This window comes from Methylobacterium sp. E-025 (assembly GCF_022829705.1).
Taxonomy (GTDB): domain Bacteria; phylum Pseudomonadota; class Alphaproteobacteria; order Rhizobiales; family Beijerinckiaceae; genus Methylobacterium.
Window position 1 is genome coordinate 1 of record NZ_JAKSYR010000134.1, and the last position, 19,873, is coordinate 19,873.

The 19,873-nt window shown below is 64.6% G+C and carries 19 protein-coding genes and 3 pseudogenes; 8 read left to right on the plus strand and 14 right to left on the minus strand.

Translation table 11 applies throughout. The features are described 5' to 3' along the window. The first annotated feature begins 15 nt into the window (after positions 1-15). From MKK64_RS19220 to MKK64_RS19230, 3 genes and pseudogenes are all read left to right on the plus strand, one after another. The gene (locus MKK64_RS19220; protein WP_243936532.1) at positions 16-243 is read left to right on the plus strand and encodes a Rieske (2Fe-2S) protein; all 228 of its coding nucleotides are present in this window, start codon (positions 16-18) and stop codon (positions 241-243) included. A gap of 418 nt (positions 244-661) precedes the next feature. Then, positions 662-1,684, plus strand: a complete 1,023-nt coding sequence (locus MKK64_RS19225; RefSeq protein ID WP_243936516.1) for a zinc-binding alcohol dehydrogenase family protein — start codon at positions 662-664, stop codon at positions 1,682-1,684. 53 nt (positions 1,685-1,737) lie between these two features. Further along, positions 1,738-1,890, plus strand: a pseudogene (locus tag MKK64_RS19230) (IS3 family transposase); the annotation flags it as partial. Between the two features lie 460 nt (positions 1,891-2,350). On the opposite strand, the gene MKK64_RS19235 reads toward MKK64_RS19230, so the two are convergent. The 3 genes and pseudogenes from MKK64_RS19235 to MKK64_RS19245 all read right to left on the minus strand — a co-directional run. After that, entirely contained in the window at positions 2,351-5,002 is a 2,652-nt protein-coding gene (locus MKK64_RS19235) for an EAL domain-containing protein (protein WP_243936518.1), read from the minus strand. A gap of 803 nt (positions 5,003-5,805) precedes the next feature. After that, positions 5,806-6,483, minus strand: coding sequence for a DNA polymerase domain-containing protein (locus MKK64_RS19240; protein WP_409567975.1), 678 nt, complete (start codon positions 6,481-6,483; stop codon positions 5,806-5,808). Between the two features lie 577 nt (positions 6,484-7,060). Next, positions 7,061-7,261: pseudogene (locus tag MKK64_RS19245) on the minus strand (DUF4113 domain-containing protein); the annotation flags it as partial. A gap of 236 nt (positions 7,262-7,497) precedes the next feature. Here MKK64_RS19245 and MKK64_RS19250 point away from each other — a divergent pair. Beyond that, a complete protein-coding gene (locus tag MKK64_RS19250) occupies positions 7,498-7,986 on the plus strand; it encodes a hypothetical protein (RefSeq protein WP_243936522.1) in 489 nt (162 codons plus the stop codon). Between the two features lie 79 nt (positions 7,987-8,065). Here MKK64_RS19250 and MKK64_RS19255 read toward each other — a convergent pair whose 3' ends face one another. From MKK64_RS19255 to MKK64_RS19265, 3 genes are all read right to left on the minus strand, one after another. Continuing rightward, positions 8,066-8,512: a hypothetical protein gene (locus tag MKK64_RS19255; protein WP_243936524.1), complete on the minus strand. Its 447-nt coding sequence runs from the start codon at positions 8,510-8,512 to the stop codon at positions 8,066-8,068. A 72-nt stretch (positions 8,513-8,584) separates the two neighbouring features. Then, positions 8,585-9,079 (minus strand): tropomyosin, encoded by a 495-nt coding sequence (locus MKK64_RS19260; protein WP_243933503.1) that lies wholly within the window; start codon positions 9,077-9,079, stop codon positions 8,585-8,587. A gap of 33 nt (positions 9,080-9,112) precedes the next feature. After that, positions 9,113-10,657: a chromosome partitioning protein ParA gene (locus tag MKK64_RS19265; protein WP_243936526.1), complete on the minus strand. Its 1,545-nt coding sequence runs from the start codon at positions 10,655-10,657 to the stop codon at positions 9,113-9,115. Between the two features lie 809 nt (positions 10,658-11,466). Between MKK64_RS19265 and MKK64_RS19270 the strand changes: the two genes are divergently transcribed. Together MKK64_RS19270 and MKK64_RS19275 are read left to right on the plus strand one after the other, a co-directional pair. Beyond that, positions 11,467-11,955 (plus strand): hypothetical protein, encoded by a 489-nt coding sequence (locus tag MKK64_RS19270; RefSeq protein WP_147840948.1) that lies wholly within the window; start codon positions 11,467-11,469, stop codon positions 11,953-11,955. Beyond that, positions 11,955-12,494, plus strand: a complete 540-nt coding sequence (locus MKK64_RS19275; protein ID WP_147725139.1) for a hypothetical protein — start codon at positions 11,955-11,957, stop codon at positions 12,492-12,494. The genes MKK64_RS19270 and MKK64_RS19275 overlap by 1 nt, the downstream gene beginning before the upstream one ends. A gap of 220 nt (positions 12,495-12,714) precedes the next feature. On the opposite strand, the gene MKK64_RS19280 is transcribed toward MKK64_RS19275, so the two are convergent. The 4 genes from MKK64_RS19280 to MKK64_RS19295 all read right to left on the minus strand — a co-directional run bounded on the left by MKK64_RS19280 (position 12,715) and on the right by MKK64_RS19295 (position 15,198). After that, positions 12,715-12,924, minus strand: a complete 210-nt coding sequence (locus MKK64_RS19280; protein ID WP_243936527.1) for a hypothetical protein — start codon at positions 12,922-12,924, stop codon at positions 12,715-12,717. A gap of 284 nt (positions 12,925-13,208) precedes the next feature. Then, positions 13,209-14,540, minus strand: a complete 1,332-nt coding sequence (locus tag MKK64_RS19285; protein ID WP_243936528.1) for a Y-family DNA polymerase — start codon at positions 14,538-14,540, stop codon at positions 13,209-13,211. Next, a complete protein-coding gene (locus tag MKK64_RS19290; RefSeq protein WP_243936529.1) occupies positions 14,537-14,989 on the minus strand; it encodes a LexA family protein in 453 nt (150 codons plus the stop codon). Before MKK64_RS19290 ends, MKK64_RS19285 begins: the two co-directional genes overlap by 4 nt. Next, positions 14,986-15,198 carry a hypothetical protein gene (locus tag MKK64_RS19295; RefSeq protein WP_409567976.1) on the minus strand — a complete coding sequence of 71 codons (213 nt, stop codon included), beginning with the start codon at positions 15,196-15,198 and terminating at the stop codon, positions 14,986-14,988. The genes MKK64_RS19290 and MKK64_RS19295 overlap by 4 nt, the downstream gene beginning before the upstream one ends. Before the next feature lie 414 nt (positions 15,199-15,612). On the opposite strand from MKK64_RS19295, the gene MKK64_RS19300 reads away from it, so the two are divergent. Continuing rightward, entirely contained in the window at positions 15,613-15,855 is a 243-nt protein-coding gene (locus MKK64_RS19300) for a hypothetical protein (protein WP_243936533.1), read from the plus strand. Positions 15,856-16,279: 424 nt separating this feature from the next. On the opposite strand, the gene MKK64_RS19305 is transcribed toward MKK64_RS19300, so the two are convergent. Then, a complete protein-coding gene (locus MKK64_RS19305) occupies positions 16,280-16,846 on the minus strand; it encodes a MucR family transcriptional regulator (protein WP_243936530.1) in 567 nt (188 codons plus the stop codon). Between the two features lie 434 nt (positions 16,847-17,280). After that, positions 17,281-17,427, minus strand: coding sequence for a hypothetical protein (locus tag MKK64_RS19310; RefSeq protein WP_243936531.1), 147 nt, complete (start codon positions 17,425-17,427; stop codon positions 17,281-17,283). 612 nt (positions 17,428-18,039) lie between these two features. Here MKK64_RS19310 and MKK64_RS19315 point away from each other — a divergent pair. Next, positions 18,040-18,435 (plus strand): MucR family transcriptional regulator, encoded by a 396-nt coding sequence (locus tag MKK64_RS19315; RefSeq protein WP_147840978.1) that lies wholly within the window; start codon positions 18,040-18,042, stop codon positions 18,433-18,435. A gap of 48 nt (positions 18,436-18,483) precedes the next feature. Here MKK64_RS19315 and MKK64_RS19320 read toward each other — a convergent pair whose 3' ends face one another. Both MKK64_RS19320 and MKK64_RS19325 read right to left on the minus strand, forming a co-directional pair. Continuing rightward, a complete protein-coding gene (locus MKK64_RS19320) occupies positions 18,484-18,876 on the minus strand; it encodes a response regulator (RefSeq protein WP_147840939.1) in 393 nt (130 codons plus the stop codon). An 813-nt stretch (positions 18,877-19,689) separates the two neighbouring features. Beyond that, positions 19,690-19,873: pseudogene (locus tag MKK64_RS19325) on the minus strand (amidase); the annotation flags it as partial.

The window sequence follows — 19,873 nt, forward strand, 5'->3', positions numbered from 1 at the left end:
CAACACCTGATCCTCATGCGGGACGGCGCAAGGCTTGTCGCGGCGGAGCGGGCTTGCCCTCACGAAGGCGCTGACCTGTCGCTTGGACGCTGCGCGGCGGGCCGGATCCATTGTCCGAGGCACTTGGCCTCCTTCGACCTCGCATCAGGAGCGGTCTCTCCGGGCTGGTCTTTCCGTGCGCTTCGCCTCTATCGCGTAGATCAGTCACTTGACGAACTCTGGATAACTATCGATCCGACCTGAAGCATGGAATGTACGACGCGGATCCATCGAAATGGAAACGCGCCGGACAGTCAGGGCATCCTCGGCCTTCAATCGCGCAGGCGTTCCGCGAGATGCCGTCGTTGCCCCCGATGCTTTCGACACGCCCGCCGACGCCCAGGCTTGGAATGAAGCACCCTTACGGCGGCGGGCCCGCGAGCGATCCGGCGTCATGATGGAGACGTGGGCCGCGACTGCCTCGTGGGGGTCGATCAATGTCGATATGCCGAGCCGTCGTCCGATGCCGGCGTGAACGACGCTTGAGCCGTTCGGTCCCACGGCGCCGTCAATGGCGGCAGCCCCCACCCGGCACTCATCCGATCCGTTTCCCGGCCTATATGAGCTGGCTTCAAGGCCCTTCATCCCTGGGCGACATCGAACCAAGCGTTAGGAGAGAGCCATGCGTGCCGTCACCTACACCGAAGGTTCACCAATCGCGGCGCCGGGCGCGCTTGTGGACACGACCTTCGCCGATCCCGTCCCCACCGGCCGCGACCTGCTCGTGCGCGTCCACGCCGTCTCCGTGAACCCGATCGACACCAAGGTGCGGCAGGGGGTCTATCAGCAGGCCTGCACGCCGAAGATTCTCGGCTGGGATGCGGCCGGAATCGTCACGGCCGTCGGTCCCGAGGCGCGCCTGTTCAAGCCCGGCGACGCGGTGTTCTATGCCGGTGCCCTCGATAGACCTGGCAGCAACGCTACCCTGCAATGCGTGGACGAGCGCCTGGTCGGGCGGAAGCCCGACACCCTGGGCTTCTCGGCCGCCGCCGCATTGCCGCTCACAGCGCTGACCGCCTGGGAGATGCTGTTCGACCGTCTCGACGTCTCCAAGCCAGTGCCCGGCGCCGCGACTGCGCTCCTGATCATAGGCGGCGCGGGTGGCGTCGGGTCGATCGCGATTCAGCTCGCCCGGCAGCTTACCGAACTGACGGTGATCGCTACCGCGTCGCGCCCCGAGACCGCACAATGGTGCCGGGATCTCGGCGCCCACCACATCGTCGACCATTCCAAGCCGCTCGCCGCCGAGGTAGCGGCCCTGGGTCTGGTCAGCGTACCGGGCTTCGTGTTTGCGACGACAGGGACCGATGCGCATCTGCCTCAGATCATCGAGCTGCTTGCGCCGCAGGGGCGGCTCGGCCTGATCGACGATCCCGCAACCCTCGACGTGATGCCGCTCAAGCCAAAGAGCCTGTCGCTTCACTGGGAGCTGATGTTCACCCGCTCGCTGTTCGGAACGGCAGACATGGAGCGGCAGCACGAGATCCTCACCGAGGTCTCCCGCCTGATCGACGCGGGAAAACTCCACAGCACGCTCAATGAGTCGTTCGGACCTCTCAATGCCACCAACCTCGCGCGGGCTCATGCACTGATCGAGAGCGGTCGCGCGAAGGGCAAAGTCGTTCTGGAAGGCTTCGACGATTAAGCTGGCCTGCCCCTGAAAAGTGGTCCTCCCTGAGCGATGTAGGGGATGTCATCATGGGTCGGAAGCAGCATACGGCTGGAGAAATCGTCGCGAAGTTGCGTCAGGTGGATGTCCTGGGGTTGCAAGGCCGCAAGGTTGCCGAAGCAATCCGGTCGATCGAGATAACGGAGGTCACGGACTGTCGACGCGCCGGTCGCTGGCGATCTCGGCGCTGTCGCTGGCCAACAGCGCCAACCAGGGCATCCTCCAGCTCCTGCGCTGAGCCGGGTCGGGCCAGCGCGGCCGTACCGCCGCGCTGGCTGCCACGTGGGAAGGCGCCCGAAGCGGTCGGGCGGCGCAACACACGCCGGTGCGCCGATAGTGTTGAATTCGTCGGTCAAGAGGTCGTCATCACCGTCACGGCGCCACGCGAAGTCCCGACGCCTAACCACCGCCTAGCCACGTTCTCCCGCGAACCCGGCCGGAGGTCCGCGTGATGTCCCGATTGGCGCAGCACAGCACCAGCATGTCCGAGCGTCTGCATCGGAAGCCGAGGCAAGCCGGGTATGTCAGCCGGGCCGAGTCGGATCCGGAATGACCGTTCGGGGAGGGAAACGTCTGGCTGCTTTCAGTCGCGTCCGGTCCTCAAGCAGGCATTGATCTTGCGGTTGTAGCATGACGGCTGCTTCACGCCGCCTTCCGCGGGGTTTGCTCTCTCATGAAAGCCAGGGCCTGCTCGGGCGTCATCGGCTTGCCGAACAGGAAACCCTGAACCTCCGTGCATCCCGTTTGTGTCACCAGGGCAAGTTGATCCTCAGTCTCGACACCCTCGGCGGTGATCGCGGTCCCAAGACGTTCGCCGATGCTGACCACGGCGCGGACGATGGCCTGCGCGTCGGGGTCGTCGATCTCGCGTACGAACGACCGGTCGATCTTGATCTTGTCGAACGGGAAGCGCCGAAGGTAGCTCAGGCTGGAGTACCCCGTCCCGAAATCGTCCAGGGCGATGCGGACGCCGAGGGACCGAAGCCTATGCAGGCAGGCGATGACCGCGTCGCCATCCTGGATCATCAGACTCTCTGTGATCTCCAGTTCGAGCCTGTTGGCCGCGAGACCGGAGACCGCAAGGGCGTTCGCAACGGCCGCTTCAAGGCCGGGCTGCTGGAACTGGACCGCCGAGACGTTGACGGCGATGCGCGCCTGGATCGGCCACGACGCGGCGAAGCGACAGGCCTCCTCCAGAGCCCAGGTCCCGAGGGGAACCACCAGGCCGGTCTCCTCTGCGATCGGGATGAATTCGGCCGGCGAGACCATTCCGCGGATCGGATGCGGCCAGCGCATCAAGGCCTCGAAGCCACGGACCTGCCCGTCCGTCAGTGCGACGACGGGTTGATAATACAGCCGAAACTCCGCCTTGCGATGGGCGAGATGCATGTCGAACTCAAGCTTGTTCCTGTCCTCCAGGGCTTCGTCCATTCCCTTGGTGTAGACCTGGGAGCTGTTCCGTCCGGCCCCCTTGGCCCGGTAGAGGGCGAGGTCGGCATGGCGATGCAGGAGATCCACCTCCAGTCCATGTTCCGGTGCGAGCGCGATCCCGATGCTCGCGCCGATGGTCACCACCTGGCTGCCGAGATGGATCGGTTGGCCGATGGCGTCGATGACGGTCCGTGCGAGCGCCTGAGCGGTCTCAAGCCCGGCCCCGGGCAGGATGATCGCGAACTCGTCCCCGCCGAGGCGCGCGATGACGCCCTCATTCCCGACGGAGTCCCTCAAACGGTCGGCGACGACGCGTAGGAGCCTGTCCCCGGCATGGTGTCCGAGCGTGTCGTTGACGGTCTTGAAGCGGTCGAGGTCGAGGCAGAGCAGCGCGGCTTGACCGTTTCCGAGATCCGCGAGGCATCTTTCGAGCGTCGCGTGGAAGACCACCCGATTGGGTAGGTCGGTGAGGTTGTCGTGACTCGCGACGTGGGCGATGCGCGCCTCGGAGACCTTTCGATCCGTGATGTCGATCTGGAGGCCGACGCAGCGGACGGGCTCGCCGGCCGCGTCGTCGAGCATGCGACCGAAAGACTGCATCCATCGCGGTTCGGCCGGGACCGCAGGATTGGCAATGCGGAACTCGCAGCTGTACGTGGTCCGATCGGCTATGGCGCGCTTTACCTCGTCCCAGACCTTAGGAAGGTCGTCGGGATGGACCTGCACCTTCCAATCGGCCAGCGGGATCTCCATCGCGTCCTGGCCGACCGGTACCGGAAGGTTGTGCATGCGGGCGCTCATCGATGAGAGCCGGACGACGTCGTCGCGCATGTCCCACTCCCAGATGCCCGCCTCGGCCGCCTCCTGGGCGAGACGCAGGAGGTCTCCGGTCGCCTTCAGCGCGGTCTGTGCCGCGATGATGTGGTCGATATCGAGCGCCGTACCGAGCCACTCGATCACCTCTCCGCTGCGCTTCAGCGGGATCATGACGATCCGGTGCCAGCGGTAGTCGCCGTCATGCCGCCTGAGGCGACCTTCGAGTTCGAAAGCCTGCTTGCTCGAGACCGCGGCCTCCCAGGCGCTCGACATGCGGTCGACGTCACCCGGATGATTGCGGCTGTGGGCCCGGCCGCGCGAACCGTCGGCCTCGCCGTAGTAGGCACGGAAGCTCGCGTTCCGGTAGGCGGTGACGCGGTCCTCGGGCGAGACGGTCCACACCATCTGCGGCAGGGCATCGGCGAGTGAGGCGTAGCGGGATCGGGCGTCGCGCAACGCATCATCGGTATCCGCCAGCGTCGCCGCCACGCGGCGATGCTCGGTACGATCCTGGTAGACGCGCAGGTTCGCGGTCACGACCTCGGCCAGGTCGCGGAGCTGGCGGCCCTGCTCGCTCGAGAAGCGTCGCGGCTCGGTGTCGATGATGCAGAGTGATCCGACGCGGATGCCGGACCTCAGGATCAGCGGTGCGCCGGCATAGAAGCGGATGCCCGGCTCCCCCGTGACCAGGGGGTTCGACTTGAACCGGGCATCGTCACGGGCATCCTCGACGATGAGGACCTCGTCGGCCTGGATGGTATGGTTGCAGAATGCGACGTCCCGGGACGTTGCGTCGTGGCTCAGCCCGCAGCGCGCCTTGAACCACTGGCGGTCTTCGTCGAGGAGCGAGACCAGGGCAATCGGCATTCCGAACAAGACCTGCGCCGTACGGCAGATCGCATCGAACTGGGTCTCCGGTGCGGTATCAAGGATGTTCAGGTCACGCAGGGCGGCAAGGCGCTCGGCCTCATTGGAAGATCGCAACAAGGGGGTGTTCATCAGCGTGAACTCCAGGATCGGGCGATCCACCATTTTTGAAACCAACATTTACGCGATGTCTCGCTCACGGCGGCTTAATCGATCCTTAATCCTGCCTGGATCGCTGCCGACAATTGTATGCTGAGAACAGACCTATCCCCGAGCAACAGCCCTCTTGAGCCTGCCTGCGAACGGAAGGTGCCAGCGGCGGCTTAACCCCTTCACGCTCAGGGACATTCGCGGGATCTTCGTCGAGCGAACAGGGCGTCGTTTCGATTGGGCCTGGCTTCGTCGGAGAGCCACATGTTTTCTTACCCGGCGTGCAGGGGATGATACTGGTCTCAGTATCCGCTAGGGGAAGAAGGAAGATAGGTCTCTTCTAAGACACCTTGCTCGTTCCTCCGCCGCATCCTCGTCGTCGTCGCCATCGCTCACGAAATATCGCTTGCGGTACACCAGCTCCTTGATCGCTTCCTGACTGTGTCCAAGCTCTGGATCTGCCCATGCTGGTAGGGCTCTTGGACCAAATCGGCACTGATCCAGAGCGTGATGTCGCTCGCACGCATCGTTACGCGATCCGGCAGGATGTCCCAGGCCTCCTGAACGAAACGCCGATAGCGATCGAATGACCGCACCCGGCCGAGGCACTTCTTTTTCGGTTCGAACGCGGCCGCGGACGGGCGAACGGCCATTATTGGGTTCGCTGCTGCAAGGACGGCAGTTGGTCGAATGACCGCTTTCGGGCCCGGCGCGAGCAGCCTTGAGCGGCGAGTTTGGGTCGACGGTGGAACATCCGCTTCGGGACGAAGGACCAAAGTCTGGTCGCCAGCCCAAACGCCCCTCGTGAATGGGTACCAAGCGTCAGGTTTCGCCTACGAGGTCCGTCGACGGGGTCGGCGCCCAGCAACTTCGAGCGGACGAGCCGCGCGTTCGAACCCAGTCCAGGGATCGCGCTGTAATGCGGACAGGCGCCCCAGCAGGCTTGTAACGTCGAAGCGCGCCCCGGAGCCGAGCGACGGAAGTTCGTTCCAATCGATGGGAACGGATACGGGCGCCCCGGGGCGCGCCCGGGTGGAGAAGGCCGCGACGGCGGTCGCGCCTTGCTGGTTGCGCAGGTAGTCCACGTAAATCCGTCCCTCCCTGGCCTTCCTCGACACGGTCGCGACGAAGCTGTCGGGGACGTCCTTCGCCATCTCGGATGCGATGCGCTTCGCGAAGGCCTTCGCCTCGTCCCAGCCGACCTTCGGCTCAATCGGCACGATGACGTGCAGCCCCTTGCCGCCGGTGGTTTTCACGAAGCTGGCGAGGCCCGAAGCCGACATCCGCTCGCGCACCTCCACCGCGCCGGCGACGAGATCGTCCCACGCGACGCCGTCGCCCGGATCCAGGTCGAACACCATCCGGTCCGGCCGATTCGGGTCCGAGACCGTCGCCCCCCATGGATGGATCTCCAGCACGCTCGACTGGACGAGCGACCATCGCTGCCGGTGGCGTCTGCAGCAGCACCAGCGATGCGGGCGGTAGGGCGGGGAAGTCGCACTTGAATGCATCGACCATGCTCTTGCACACGGCCTCGTGCGCCTGAGCGCACTGGTAGGCGACCGTTGGGCGAGCGGTCCCGTTGCGGGCGAGCGTGTCGCGGAAGGTGTCGCGCAGCGTGTTGATCCCCTGACGGATGTTGGGACGAACGCTCTCGGGCACGCCGAGGCTTGCGGCACACTGGGCGTATGCGGTCAGGAATGCATCGCAGCTCTCCACCTCGAGCGGCGTGACCGGAGTCACGGCTACAGCCGGCGTAGCGAGCGCAGCGGCAACGCATGCCGCGGCAACGTGATGGCACAGCAGCCTGGGCAGCCCCCTCAAGTCGGGCATCCTTATCTCCTACGTCACAAGCTGCCCGATAAAGTAGGACGATCAGAGGTTGCAAGGGCAGACGTAGAGGATTGGGGGACGATCCGCACCATGGATATCGTCCCGGCAACGGCCGCCCTATGCGGGAAGACCGGGATGAGCTGGCGCGGATTCTCTCGCTTCCGACTATACTCAGTACCCCCGGGACGCCACCTCAAAGGTGTGCACTTCACGACAAGACGACCCTGCTGCGACGGCCCGCCATACCGCCGGTCGCGCGTGCGCCATCGCCAACTTGCCGACCCGGCTCGTGTAGCGCGGCGTCCGCATCTCAAACTTCGTGCTCCATGTCCGTTTCCTCACGAGTCTAGCCCGGGCGGGGACGACGCTGCCGCGGCCGAAGCGGGCGTTGCAGGCGTCGATCGCCGCCATCAGCGGCCGGGAGCGCTTGCGGTCGAGTTGGCCGATCGATGCGCGAACAGGAAAGGGTCTTGCACGGTATCGAGAACGCGTGGCGCTGGGGTCCCATGCTGAAGGTCAAGCTCCATCGGCAGCGGAAGGCCTTGGCACGGCACAAGGCTGGGAGAGCTGTGTGGAGATCGGCCGGAGCTAGGACGCCGTGACTTGCAAACCGGACACTAGATAGTTTAAATTTACTATCATTAATAATCGCCGCCTATCTAAATGGCGCCCGCGTCGCGCCAAGGAGCTCCATGAAACCGGTGAAGAGATTCCCTTTCGGATACCTCTCAGCTCTCGATGCGTCTAATCAAGGGGATGCTGTCGGCACTTATATCACGAAGGTGCTACCGCTTGTCAGTCACTTCGACAGCGTTGGAACGGAGATTACCTCCGACCCTCGTTCGCCACCTGAGGATTGGTCAAAACCAATCGAACGGGTTCGTCAGGCGGCCCAGCATGCTCGTGATATTGAAGCGCAGGCTCAGGAACAGGAATTGCGCGTTCAGGCATTGCTCGACCGTGTCCGGCAGGATGTCCGGGATGCCGCTGAGCGTGTCCGAGCTGCCGAGGCACGCTCTGCCGATATCCAGAGCCGTGCCGACGCCTTGCTAAAGGCTGCCGACGAAAAACTGCTGGCGGCCGAGGAGCGTGCGCGTATCTCCGAGGAGTGGCTGGCGCGGGTCCAGGAAACTATCGTGAGAGAATTTTCAGAGAAGCCAGCCTTAAAACACGTTATCTGATGTCGGCCTTCAAAATGACCACAGGCAAGATAGAGACGAATGATAGTTTTTGTATAAATCTCTTAATTTGATGAAGCGTTCATTCGCCGCCATGGCGCTCGCGCGGCTGATCTATCAAATCGAACGTAATGGCGGCCTGTACCTTCTCGAGCCAACCTTCGGCGCTTTCAGCGCGCCTCTCGGCAGCTTCTGCCCTTTCTTCAGCTTCTAGAATTCTTGCATTTGCCATCTCGCAGAGACGGAGTGCGCCGTCCAGCTCAACGAGCGCCATATAGGCGACACGCTCTGCCTCGGTGGATTTCTCCTGTAAAACCCTGACCTCATGGTCCAGGTTCCTGATTTGCGTAGCGTAATCCAGGCGTTCCTGCTTGATGCGAGCGAGCAGCAAGCACGCATCAGAATGGATCTTGTTGCGCCAAAGCTCGAAACTGGTAATTTCTGTCTCGGCCTGCGCAATCAGTTCAAGGACGACACCCGGATTGACCTTGGCAAAATGCAACGGTGTAGCAAGGCTCGACGAGCCCACCTGAGCATGATCGGCGGAAGTAGCCGTAAACGAGGACGTCGGGTCCGACCTGAACACTGCACCGAGTCCGATTCAGTCAGAGGGTTCGCCATCGAGGGACGCGGCTTTCTGTGCGGCCCTCGATCCGAAAGCCGTGATTGCCGCGTCGTGAAGCCGGACGAGCCACGCCTCAGCTTCGTGGGCCCGGCTTTCGGCCAGACGCGCGCGCTCCTCGGCACGAGAAAGCTTCTGCTCCGTGAGCGAAATCTGCTGATTCAGCCGGCGCATCTCCTCCGATGCCTGGGTGGTGACATGCGTAAGCTGGGCTTCCAATTCCGCAGCTCGCTGCTCACCGATGCGGATCGCTTCGCTCGCCTCTTCGATGAGATCGACGGCGGCCGACCACTCCCTCAGGGGCGGCCCTCCTGCATTCTCCGGGTTTGCCGACATTGCTCCAGACCCACCTTCCGATGAGGGGAGGAAGCTGACGACCTTTTCTCCAGGCTTCGTCGCGTTCGATTGCCATGCACGAAGCATCATCGACTGACCCGTAGAGAACGGCATGTCTTTGGAGGCGGGATCGCTCATCCTAAACCTTGTTCCGCAATGAATATTTGATCGTTAATTTTGAACGGCTGCGTTGAACGGCCGGACGTTGCTGACGGGCTCCGACGTTGGCTCGGCACCAACCGGAGACGCATCCTCTTCCCCGGCCCGCCATCCTCGGCCCGAGCGTTTGAGGACTTCGTACTGCTTCTGAAGCGATACACGCGTTTCCCGGGCGATGTCCAAGGCGCCTTGGACCAGAGCGCGCTCCGAGCGCTCGTTCTGCAAGTCCTCCGTCAACCGCCGGTTTGCCAACTCGAACTCGGCGCGCGCCGCTTCCTGACGATGGGTCATCTGCTCGATGCGCTCGACGAGGGCAGCGTTGCGAATGCCGGCTTGCTCGACCGCCGCCTCTCGAGCCGCCAGCGCCTTGCCGAGCATGTCGCAGCGCGATTCGAGCTCACCGCGCAACCGCTGCATGTCGAGGAACCGTTCGGTCTGACGCGCCAGATCGGTCTGAAGGGAGTCCAAGCGCCTCTCCGCAGTGGTACGCGCGATGCTAGCCTCTTTGAAATTGCGATCCGCGATCCTGTGCGCCTCATCCTTCTCACGGAGTTGGTTGCGTGCCTGGCCGAGCAGCTGCTCGTTCGATTCCGCTCGATTGGTCGCGGCTTCGAGCTTCATGGCCAACCCGGAGCGCTCGGTCCGCAAGAAGCTGAGGTCCGTCTCGTGTTGAGCCTCGTTCCTTTCTCGCGCGGCGACCTCGCTCGCGAGCTGGCTCTCGGCAGCCCGCAAGCGATGGCGCTCCACGTCGGCCAGAGCCTCCAAGCTTCGATGGCGGCTCTCCAGTTCCGAGAGCTGGACGGCCTGCTCCTCGTTGAGCGTCGTCATGCGGCGGTTGTCCGCATCGAGGACACCAAGGCTCTCGCGGGCGCCGAGCAGCTCATGCTCCGATCGCGCGAGCGCGCTGTCGGCGGCCTGTGCTTCCAGCCGCAGGGCTTTGTTCTCGCCGCTCAAAGCCTTCACCTGTTCGGCTTCAGCGAAGAGTTGCCGCTCCATGTTTTCGATGGAGAGCGCTTTGTCGCGGATCTCGACACGCTGGTCGGCGATCGTAGCGTCGGCGGCGCGCAACTGGTTCTCAGATCGATCGGCTCGCGCGAGGGCATCGGAGAGCTCGGTCGCCAGACCGGCCGACCGGGTGAGAAGCTCCGCGACTTCGAGCCTGATCGTTCGGCTCGATTGGAATTCCTGCGCAAGCGACGTCTCGAGTTCGGCGATGCGCATGCTTGCGCGAGGCAGCTCATCGCTAATACTGATGATCGGCTCGAGAATGGAAGAGAAATCTTCCTCCAATGTCCTCAAGTCCTCCAGGCGATCCATCATCGCATTGATGCGCTGCCTTACGACCTCATCGCGCTGGCCGATCGAGTCGAGAGACAATGGCTTCTCCGCGCGCGCGGCGCTCGTCCGTTTTATTGCGCTATCGAACGCATCGAGGTTCACTTTGGGCAGGGCGATGTCAGGCTTGGGCTGTCTCGATACCTCATCGACCGGCGCATCCTTCAGCGACGAGCCAGTCGACGGCGATGACAGCACGTTCCGAAAAGATGACCATGCCATCGCGAAGACGATCCTATACGCATTAAATGCCTATTATAGGCATAAGTAGATTTATATCACGCAAATCTATTAAAGGCGAATCCCAAATGCGGCGGGAACATTCGGATTGACATCGAGCGTTGTTTTTTGATTCAAGCTCGTTCAAGCGTCCAGTTTCAACGTCTAGTCGAATGCGCGCAGAAATTTTCGGATGAGATTTCGTCCTCTCATGGATGGGTTGTTCGTTTTTTTCCTATAAGGAGCGTTGAATGCTTTCAGATGTACAGTGGGCGATCGCGCTGACATCTGCGGCGGCGGCGCCCACGTCGCGCGATGACGATCTCGGCCACAAGGGAGCTGCCGTTGATGGTGAGCAGGCGCCGGCTGTCAGCCGTCCCAAGCGACGCAGAGCCCCCGTCGAGGTCACCGGGGCGGCCGGCGGAACGGACGCCCGCAAGCGGATGCCACGGGCGCCGGCGGCGGCCCTCGAAACGGACCGATCCACTTAAGCCCGCTTTGTGGCAAACCCGACACAGCGAGGCGAAGGCTTCTGCCTCTATGTTTCGGTTCTGTGAATGCCTTCAAGGGGCGCTCAGTACCAAGCCATCCTAAGCATAGCGACTTCACGCAGGCCGGCTGGAGCGAGCCGTCGAGAACGCTTTGCTGCAGTGGATGGCGGTCGCCTTCGACTAAGTTGACAACGCCGACGACGCGAACGCCCGCGACATCAGCGATAGCCACTGCGTTAAGCTTCTGTTAACCATTGCGAACGCTCTGTTAACTGAGCAGGCTGGCGTGGTCCGAGCCTAAGCAAATAGTGAGATAGTCCAATGGACCCGGCGAAGAAGTTCTCTTGGGAAAGCCTCTCGCCGCTGGACGTCCCGGTCGGCGAACCGGGGTCCGACGCTCAGCTCTCGAAGGTGTTGCGGCTGGTCGGCCCCCTCGATGACATCGGCGGCGGCCAGCCGCCGACGCGCCGGTCGTCGCCGCAGGACTGGTCGCTGCTGATCGACCGCGTTCGGCATGCGGCGACCCATGCGCGCGAGGTCGAGGCCCAGGCGCAGGAACAAGAGCAGCGGGTCCAGGAGCTGCTGGAACGCGCCCGCGAGGATCTCAAGCTGGCCGCTGAACGGGTTCGCGCTGCCGAAGCGCGAACCGCCGACATCCAGAGCCGCGCCGACGTGTTGCTCAATGCTGCCGACGAGCGTGTGAAGGCGGCGGAGGAGCGCGCGCGCATCGCGGAAGAGTGGCTGTCGCGGGTCTACGACACGATCGCGAACGAGTTCAGTGTCGAAGCGTCTGCGAAGCGGACCGCCTGATGTCGATCAACGCTCAGCGCCGGACCGTCGATGCGCGCCAGGACGGAGACGAGGCCGAACCCAGCGATGCTGCGCGCAGCAGCACGAAATGGGCTGCCGACGTGACGTCGGGCAAGAAGGTCGTGCCCCTTTTCGCCGAGCCCAGCATGCCGGGTTCGCAGGAGACGTTTGCCGAGCCGACAGTCGTCGATTGGCCCGCCGCGCTCGACCTAATCCGAGATGTCGGAGCGCGTGTACGCAGGGCACGCGATTTTGCTCAGGAAGTCTCGCTTCGCTCCCAGTCGATCATCCGGCGGAGCGTGAAGCAGACCGAGGATGCCGAGCGGCGTGCGCAAGCTGCGGAGGCGGCAGCCAAGGCTGCGACACTGCGAGCCGACAAGGCCGACGAACTCGCCCGTCTGTCGGAAGCCCGAGCCAAGCTCGCGGAGAAGCAAGCCGAGGAGGCCAGAGCCGGCGAAGCTGAAGCCCAGCTATGGCTGCGTCGCGTCCACGCCTGCCTCAAGGACGAACTGGGCGATATCGTCGTTGACCTTGCCTAGCAACGCTGTGGCTGCGACGTGATGATCCCGCCTCGGCCGGGCCCAGCGGGGCCTAGCCGGGGAAGAACGAGGCAAAGGGGTCTCATCCTTTGGAAGTTGGATCGCGCTGCACCCCGGCGTTGCGCAAGACCGCCGAGAGGACGATGCCGAGGCTCAGCCCGATCCTCCCCTCCGTGCGCTACGCTGCCTCAAGAGAACCTGAGACCACCGCGCCGCCGAGCTATGCCGTCGCGGCATCAAGCGTAGGAGAGGTGTGCTCGATCTTACGAAATGGGCTCGGGCGGCGATCAGGCGGCGGGTCGTCGAGCAGCTCCACGTGCCAGGCACGATGACCGCCATCGGCCGAGACCTCCCGGACCACACTGCCGACGATCACGCCGTCGAGGACGAGATCGTAGCTGCCAACCGCGAGGCGGTCGAGGTTGCGCATCCCGGCATAGGGCGTTGCTCAGGTGCGCGACGGCAAGCCCGTGCGCCCGTCCCCGCCCTCGACGCCGATCGCAGCGCGACACGTCCGGCCATACTGGTTCGGCTGCCGGGTGCCTGCCGCCTGCTGATGACCGCACGTCTGGGTCAGACGGAGATACACGTCGTAGAGGTCGGCGTGCTCGCCGAACCGCTGCCGGAGGCGAGCCAAGTCGTAAGTGCCGCGCCGCTTGCACGGCGGGCACTCGACGACGAGCCGGCGCCCGCGCAAGTCACACAGGCGCTCCATCAGCCGGCCACCGCGATCGGCAGCTCGCCGACCTGCGTCGTGTAGCGCGGCGTGCGCATCTCGAACTTCGTGCTCCAGGTCCGCTTCCCGACGAGGCCGGCGCGGGCCGGAACGACGCTGCCGCGGCCGAAGCGGGCGTTGCAGGGGTCGATCGCCGCCATCAGCGGCCCGGAGCGCGCGCGGTCGAGCTGCCCGATCAGGGCGCGTGGGCTGGCGTCGAGCAGCATCAGGTCGGTGGTCACGATCCCGGCCTTGCTGAACCGCCACGGTTGGGCGCCAGGCTCGCGCCAGGTCTTGGCGACGCCGAGCCGCGCTGCCTTGATCAGGGCCAGCGTGTCGTTCGTCGCCTCCGGCAGCGTCACGGTGGTCGAGACCGAGCGCATCAGCGCGCCGCGGTCGTGCTCGCTCGTATGGTAGAACACCGAGACGTGGTTCGTGCCGAGGCCTTTGCGCCGGAGCTTCTCGCCGAGCCGCGTGGCGTGCGCCGAGACCGCCTGCTCCAGCGTGGCGCGGTCCTCGATCCGGGTCGAGAACGAGCGGGTCACCGCGCAGCCCTTGCGCTGGGCCGGCAGCGCGCCGAGCGGCAGGCACGACAGGCCGCGCAGCTCGTGGATGATGCGCTCGCCCACCACCGTCAGCGCCTTGCGCACCGGGCGGGGGTCGAGGTCGGCGAGATCGGCCACGCTGTCGACGCCCATGGCTTCGAGCTTGGCGAGCGAGGCGCGGCCGATGCCCCAGACCTCGCCGGCCGGGATGCGGCAGAGCCAGTGGTCGTACTCGCCCGGATCGGTGAGGTCGCAGACGCCGTCGAGCGGCGCGATGCGCTTGGCGATGTGATTGGCGAGCTTGGCCAGCGTCTTGGTCGGGCCGATGCCGACGCAGGTCGGGATGCCGGTCCAGGCGCGCACCGTGGCGCGCAGATCGCGGGCCAATGCGACGCGGCGATCGGCCCGCACGTCCGAGAGGTCGAGGAAGCTCTCGTCGATCGAGTAGATCTCCACCATGGAGGAGAAGTCGCGGTAGACCGCGTTCGCCCGGGCGCTCATGTCGCCATAGAGGGTGTAGTTCGACGAGAACACCCGCACGCCCTTCACCCGACACATCTCCCGGATCTTGAACCAGGGCTCGCCCATGCGGATGCCGAGCGCCTTGGCCTCGGCCGTCCTGGCGATGGCGCATCCGTCGTTGTTGGACAGCACGATCACCGGCACGCCGGAAAGCTTCGGGTCGAACACGCGCTCGCACGAGCAGTAGAAGCTGTTGCCGTCGATGAGCGCGATGGCGCGCCCTCCGCCGATCCGGTCGCGCAGCCGCGGCGCCGGACCACTCACGACAGTCGCCCGCGGGCGAGGTGCCAGCGGATCGAGAAGCGCAGCACGCCCCAGATCTCGACCTCGCCGTACTCGTCGACGGCAAACGCCAGCATTTCCGGGTTGTCGAAGTCGAGGCGGGCCCGGTTGCCGGCCATCCGGTAGCGCTTGCACGAGAGCTGCCCGTCGACCACCGCGACGACGACGCTGCCGTCCTCGGCCCGGAGGCTGCGGTCGATGCAGGCGAGGTCTCGGTCGTGGATGCCGGCGCCGCGCATGCTCTCGCCGCGGATCTGCATCAGGAAGGTGGCCGGCGGGTTCGGCACGAGCCAGCGCGGCAGCTCGAGCGCGCCTTCGAGGAAGTCGTCGGCGGGCGACGGGAAGCCGGCGCAGAGTGCTTGCCCGATGACCGGCACGCGGACGGCATCCGTGCTGCCGAGGATCAGTTCATCGACCGCGTAGGGGCTCACGCGGCGTCGCTCGCCGGCGCCGCGGCCACGCCAGCTCGGACGTAGCCGTACGAGATCAGCCGGTCGCGTTGCTCGGTCCGGCGCTCGGCCTCCGCAAGGTCGGACAGCGCGTCCTCGATCGCCCGGACCAGCGCGGCCCAGGCGTCGCCGCATGCGACCAGCCGGTAGGCCCATGCGATCGCCTCGGCCTCGGTTGAACGGATCTCCACAGGCGGTTCGTAGGGTTGGGGGTGCATCGGTGCTCCGAGTTGTCCAAGAACATACAAGGAACAGACAGTAAGCGGATCGACGGTTCAACCATGGCGATCACAACCGGGCGCGAAGCGGTGGGATGCTGTGGAGGGCGGGGTAGAAGGCCAATGCCGACACCGCTTTACCGCTTCCACTGCACGGACGGGCACGACCTCATCGCCGATCGGCTGGGCAAGCGGCTGCCGACCCTGGGCGCTGATGCGCGCGCATGCCGAGCGCGTCGTCCTGGACGTGATGCTTGGCAGCACGCGACGCGATTGGTCGACTTGGACGGTTGAGGTCTACGATGGAACGGGCCGGCACGTTCTCTCGAAGCCGTTTAGGGACGTGCTCGACAATCGACCGCCGAGACAAGGCTGAGGGGACGCACCATCGGCGCGAAGACGACGTTCGTGGGGCAGACCTTCATCATCGAGCGGAAGCGCCTGGTGCCCGGCGACCGCGAGGTGGCGCCGACCGAGAACGGCGCGGTAAAGACGGCCGAGGCGATGTCCGGCATCGCGGCACTGAAGATCGTCGCCGACGATGAGGCCGGGGAGTTGGAGGGCGCGACGATCCTTGGCCAGTTCGGCGAGGTGCCGGACGATTTTGCGGAAAGCTTGCCGGGCAGTTGAGGTGTGAGCCGACTCTGCCCGGCCGCCTGATCCCGAGCGGCGCAAGTGTGTCTTCAGTCCGTCAGGACGGCGATCAGGGAGAAGGAACTCGCGAGCACGAAGGTGCCGGCGACAAGGGACGCGATCAACAACATGGGATGCCTCAAGCGCCACACAGCGCCATTCCCAACGTGCAACGCTTCGCTCAGTTGCCTGCGCGCACGGGAGGGCTGCCTTGCAAGACAATGCTGTTGAAGACTTCGAGCCTTCACACGGGAGCAGACGGTTCAGCCCCGCCCCGATCGGTTCACGGGACGGGGGAACCCCGGATCTCACCAGCGAGGCCGATACGCAACGTGGCCCGGGTGTAGGATGGCAGGAGTCGGTTAGAAGCACATCACCGCGACGGATGCCGCGGTGTGCCGGAACGGGGCGCTGAGCGGCCTCAGGCCGTCCCGGCGACCTTCTTATGCCCACGTGCCTTCGGAGCCGCCCCGGACGCCCCTGCGGCCTTGGGCTTCCGACCACGGGTCTTGGGCGCCTCGGAGACTGTCTCGTCGGCCGCGGCAGCCTTGGGAGCTGCTTTACGCCTCTGCTGGCCAAGGCCAAGCGAGCGCGCCAGCTCGGACCGCTGAGCGGAATAGCTTGCGGCGGTCGACGGATAGTCCGACGGCAGACCGTAGCGTGCACGGTACTGCTCCAACGTCAGGCCGGCCACGGTCAGGTGACGCTTCAGCGTCTTGTAGGGCTTGCCGTCGAGGAAGGAGATCAGCGCGTCCGGCGTGATCGACTTACGGATCTGTGCCGCGGTCGGCTTCTCGGGGCCGGCAGGTTCAGCAGCCGCCCCATTGCTGAGACCGGACAAAGCCGCATGCACGCTGGCGATCACATTGTGCAACTCCGACACCGGCACGTTGTTGTTCGACACGTAAGCCGCGACGAGGTCGGCGGCGAGTTCGATGAAGTTATAGGGTTGAGCTTCGAGTTTTTCGTCCACGACGATCCCTTCCATCAAGAGGATCCACCGCTCCACCCGATGAGGTAGATCGTCAAGGCATACGCATAGGAAACGCACCTCCGCTTTACGAAATTCCGGTCGAACTCACTGTCATATCCGAGCTGAGCGCATCGGCGGGGGGACTATGTCGTGCCAAAGGAACTCCCGTCGCTTGAGCGTTATGCATCTCCTCATTTGGGTGCCATCCCAACCCGATTACGGATCGCGCATCCGACGGTGGAGCCAACCGCGACACCATCAGGCCCTAAGACCAAGCTTTGAACGCCAAAGCCAAGCGAAGCCCTAAGAAACACTCCGATACATTTTCGTGTGTCGTAGGACACGCTGTCGCGAGAACTATCGCAAGGTCTAGCAGTTGCTCCTTTATAACAGGCCGATTCTGATGGGTCGGCTATGGAGTTCACGGAATGAAGAAAATTGCTTTTGCGTCAACGGCTCTGATTGCAGCCTTGGCTTTCACGCCGGTGACCGCTGATGCCCGCGGCTTCGGCGGTGGCGGTGGCGGCTTCCACGGCGGTGGCGGTGGTTTCCGTGGCGGCTTCGGCGGCGGCGGCTTTCGCGGCGGTATAGGGCACACCCCGCGGCGGTTTTGTCGGACGTGGGTTTGCCGGCCGCGGCTTCGCGGGTGGCTACGGTCGCGGCGGTTATGGTCGGGGACTTGGCTACGGTCTGGCGGGCGTCGGTCTTGGCCTGGGCGTCGGCTACGGCTTAGGCGGCTACTACGGAAACTGCGGTTACGGTGGCACGTACGGGTACGGCGCCTATGGGTATGGCCCAGGCTCGTGCGGCGGGTACTACGGCTACGGGTACTGAACAGCAGCCGCAGGCTTGCGCATGATAATGAGCCCCGGACCGCAGACGCGGCCGGGGCTTTTTTAATGCGCATCGGCCCCGGCTGACCGCATTTTCCGGATGAAGTCTTTCTCCACGGCTGCACCTTGAGTGACGCCGCACTGCCGCGGAGCGTGGTGAAAGCAGCTGGGACCGCCCCGATGGGGCGCCGGGCTGCCTTCTCCTGGAAACCTTATCCGTCGATCATGCGTACAGGTCACGGCAGGATCGCACGATCTTGTGCGAGTCATGCCTTGATTTGGACGAGAGATCGGTAGATCTCACGCCAGTCGCGTACATACAGGATAATCGAAGTGACGCAAGAAAACCTGGGGTTAAACCCTGACATGCTCGCAATGGCGGGCGAACTGGTAGCGGCTTACGTGTCCAACAACCGCGTGCCGGCAACTGAACTTCCCGCTTTGATCCGCACCGTTCATGCGACCCTCAATGGCATCGCGAGCGTGACAGCGGCTGGTGGTGTCAGCACCCCGGACGAAGAAGTTGAGAAGCCCACCGCGGCACAGATCCGCAAGTCGATCCGGCCCGACGGGCTCGTCAGCTTCATCGACGGAAAATCATACAAGACGTTGAAGCGACACCTCACGAAGCATGGGCTCGACCCGCGCGGCTACCGGGCGAAGTTCGGACTGCCGGACGATTATCCGACGACGGCCGCCTCGTACTCGGAGGCCCGGTCTGCTCTCGCAAAAAATATTGGTTTGGGCCGGCCAGGTCGCGCAGCCGCCTGAGCAGCGTAGCTCGATGTCGCCTCGATCGGCGAACCGACGAGGCGACCTTCAAAGCTCCATGCCGCGCGCCGATATGATCCGTCGCGTGGCTTTGACCAACATTTCGTCTGAGAACGGCTTGCGCATAAACTGTGCAGCCATCGGCAGCTGATCCTCGGTCGGCGACGCCAACCCGGATACGATGAGGATCGCGACCTCCGGCCATCGTGCCGCGACCGCTTTCGCTAACGTGAACCCGGTCAACGGCTCGCCGGCCAGATCCACGTCCGCAATCATCGCGACAATCTCGGGTCGAGCGTCGAGATGAGCAACCGCAGCATCTACGCCTGTTGCCTCGGCCACCTCGAAGCCGGCATCACCCAGTGCCGCGACCATCGCCATGAGCTGGACTGGCTCGTCCTCTACGACCAACACGGCTGCTCGCGCCTTAGACTCTACCATGGGCTGCGTTCCCGTGCTCCAATTCTCAGGAACGCAACTGACGCGGATCTCGCCTCACCTGCCAGGTTCACGACTTTGAGTCGCGAACCTACTCCGTGCCTCAACCTGCCCCATAGCCGCCCTTCGAGTTGCTCGAGCTAGTGGACGGCGGCTTGCCGTCGTAACCGCCGCTCTCAGGCGTGCGGTCTGGCTTTGGATCGGGCAACCCGGGCGAGGTTGGTCCCGCGCTCTCAGCCAGGGGCGGCGGCGCCTTTGAGGGATCGAGCGGATGACCGGGCGGCTGAGCGCCGATGGCCTCCGTCTTGGTCGCTGTGTCGTCACTCATGGTGCCCTCGCTCGTGTCCTGTCTGAAGGCGCGCAGGCCACAGGAGTTCCGGCGGTGTGGCAGATCTCTGCGACCAATCGCACCTCTACTTCCACAGCTCCCCCTCTTCACCTCTGAAAAGGACGGCGAACGGTGGGACGCTCGCGTCGGGTGTCGGGCGCCCGGCGCTGCGACCTCGGTCGGCAGCTCGCGGCGCAGCCGGCAGCCGCGAAGATCGCGAGCGCGGGACGTCGGACCCGCATCTACCTCGCGACCGCACACGGGAACCTCCGGAGAACGCCCGCCTCCCACCGTCGGCGCGATCCGGCCGACGCGGCACGGTCCCCGCGTTTCGAGGTTCTCGACCCCGATCGGTCGCGAGCGGACCCGGCCTGTGATCGGCGATCAACCTGCGCGGAAGATCTCCACGCAAGACCTGCGCGGACGACCTGCGCGGACGACCCGCACCGTGACGGTCGCCCGCGCGGGTCGCGCGGTGATGGCCCCGTTCAGGCCTTGGTCGTCAGGGCGGTCTTGGGCATGAGCATGTGAACGCCCTTGTTGCCGTCGACCGTCTGGGTGATGCGCAGGTTTCCGGCGAGCGAGCACAGCATGTAGGCCTGGTTGCGGGTCAGCCCGGTGCGGGCGCAGACGTGGCGCACCATCTCGCGCACCGCCTGCCGCATCGCCTCG

Excerpts from the sequence above, each read along its gene's own strand:
- MKK64_RS19265 (WP_243936526.1), bottom strand. The coding sequence starts at position 10,657 with ATGGCATGGTCATCTTTTCGGAACGTGCTGTCATCGCCGTCGACTGGC.
- MKK64_RS19220 (WP_243936532.1), top strand. The coding sequence starts at position 16 with ATGCGGGACGGCGCAAGGCTTGTCGCGGCGGAGCGGGCTTGCCCTCAC.
- MKK64_RS19275 (WP_147725139.1), top strand. The coding sequence starts at position 11,955 with ATGTCGATCAACGCTCAGCGCCGGACCGTCGATGCGCGCCAGGACGGA.
- MKK64_RS19260 (WP_243933503.1), bottom strand. The coding sequence starts at position 9,079 with ATGAGCGATCCCGCCTCCAAAGACATGCCGTTCTCTACGGGTCAGTCG.
- MKK64_RS19270 (WP_147840948.1), top strand. The coding sequence starts at position 11,467 with ATGGACCCGGCGAAGAAGTTCTCTTGGGAAAGCCTCTCGCCGCTGGAC.
- MKK64_RS19225 (WP_243936516.1), top strand. The coding sequence starts at position 662 with ATGCGTGCCGTCACCTACACCGAAGGTTCACCAATCGCGGCGCCGGGC.
- MKK64_RS19250 (WP_243936522.1), top strand. The coding sequence starts at position 7,498 with ATGAAACCGGTGAAGAGATTCCCTTTCGGATACCTCTCAGCTCTCGAT.
- MKK64_RS19315 (WP_147840978.1), top strand. The coding sequence starts at position 18,040 with ATGGCGGGCGAACTGGTAGCGGCTTACGTGTCCAACAACCGCGTGCCG.
- MKK64_RS19320 (WP_147840939.1), bottom strand. The coding sequence starts at position 18,876 with ATGGTAGAGTCTAAGGCGCGAGCAGCCGTGTTGGTCGTAGAGGACGAG.
- MKK64_RS19280 (WP_243936527.1), bottom strand. The coding sequence starts at position 12,924 with ATGCGCAACCTCGACCGCCTCGCGGTTGGCAGCTACGATCTCGTCCTC.
- MKK64_RS19240 (WP_409567975.1), bottom strand. The coding sequence starts at position 6,483 with ATGCATTCAAGTGCGACTTCCCCGCCCTACCGCCCGCATCGCTGGTGC.
- MKK64_RS19235 (WP_243936518.1), bottom strand. The coding sequence starts at position 5,002 with ATGTTGGTTTCAAAAATGGTGGATCGCCCGATCCTGGAGTTCACGCTG.
- MKK64_RS19305 (WP_243936530.1), bottom strand. The coding sequence starts at position 16,846 with ATGGAAGGGATCGTCGTGGACGAAAAACTCGAAGCTCAACCCTATAAC.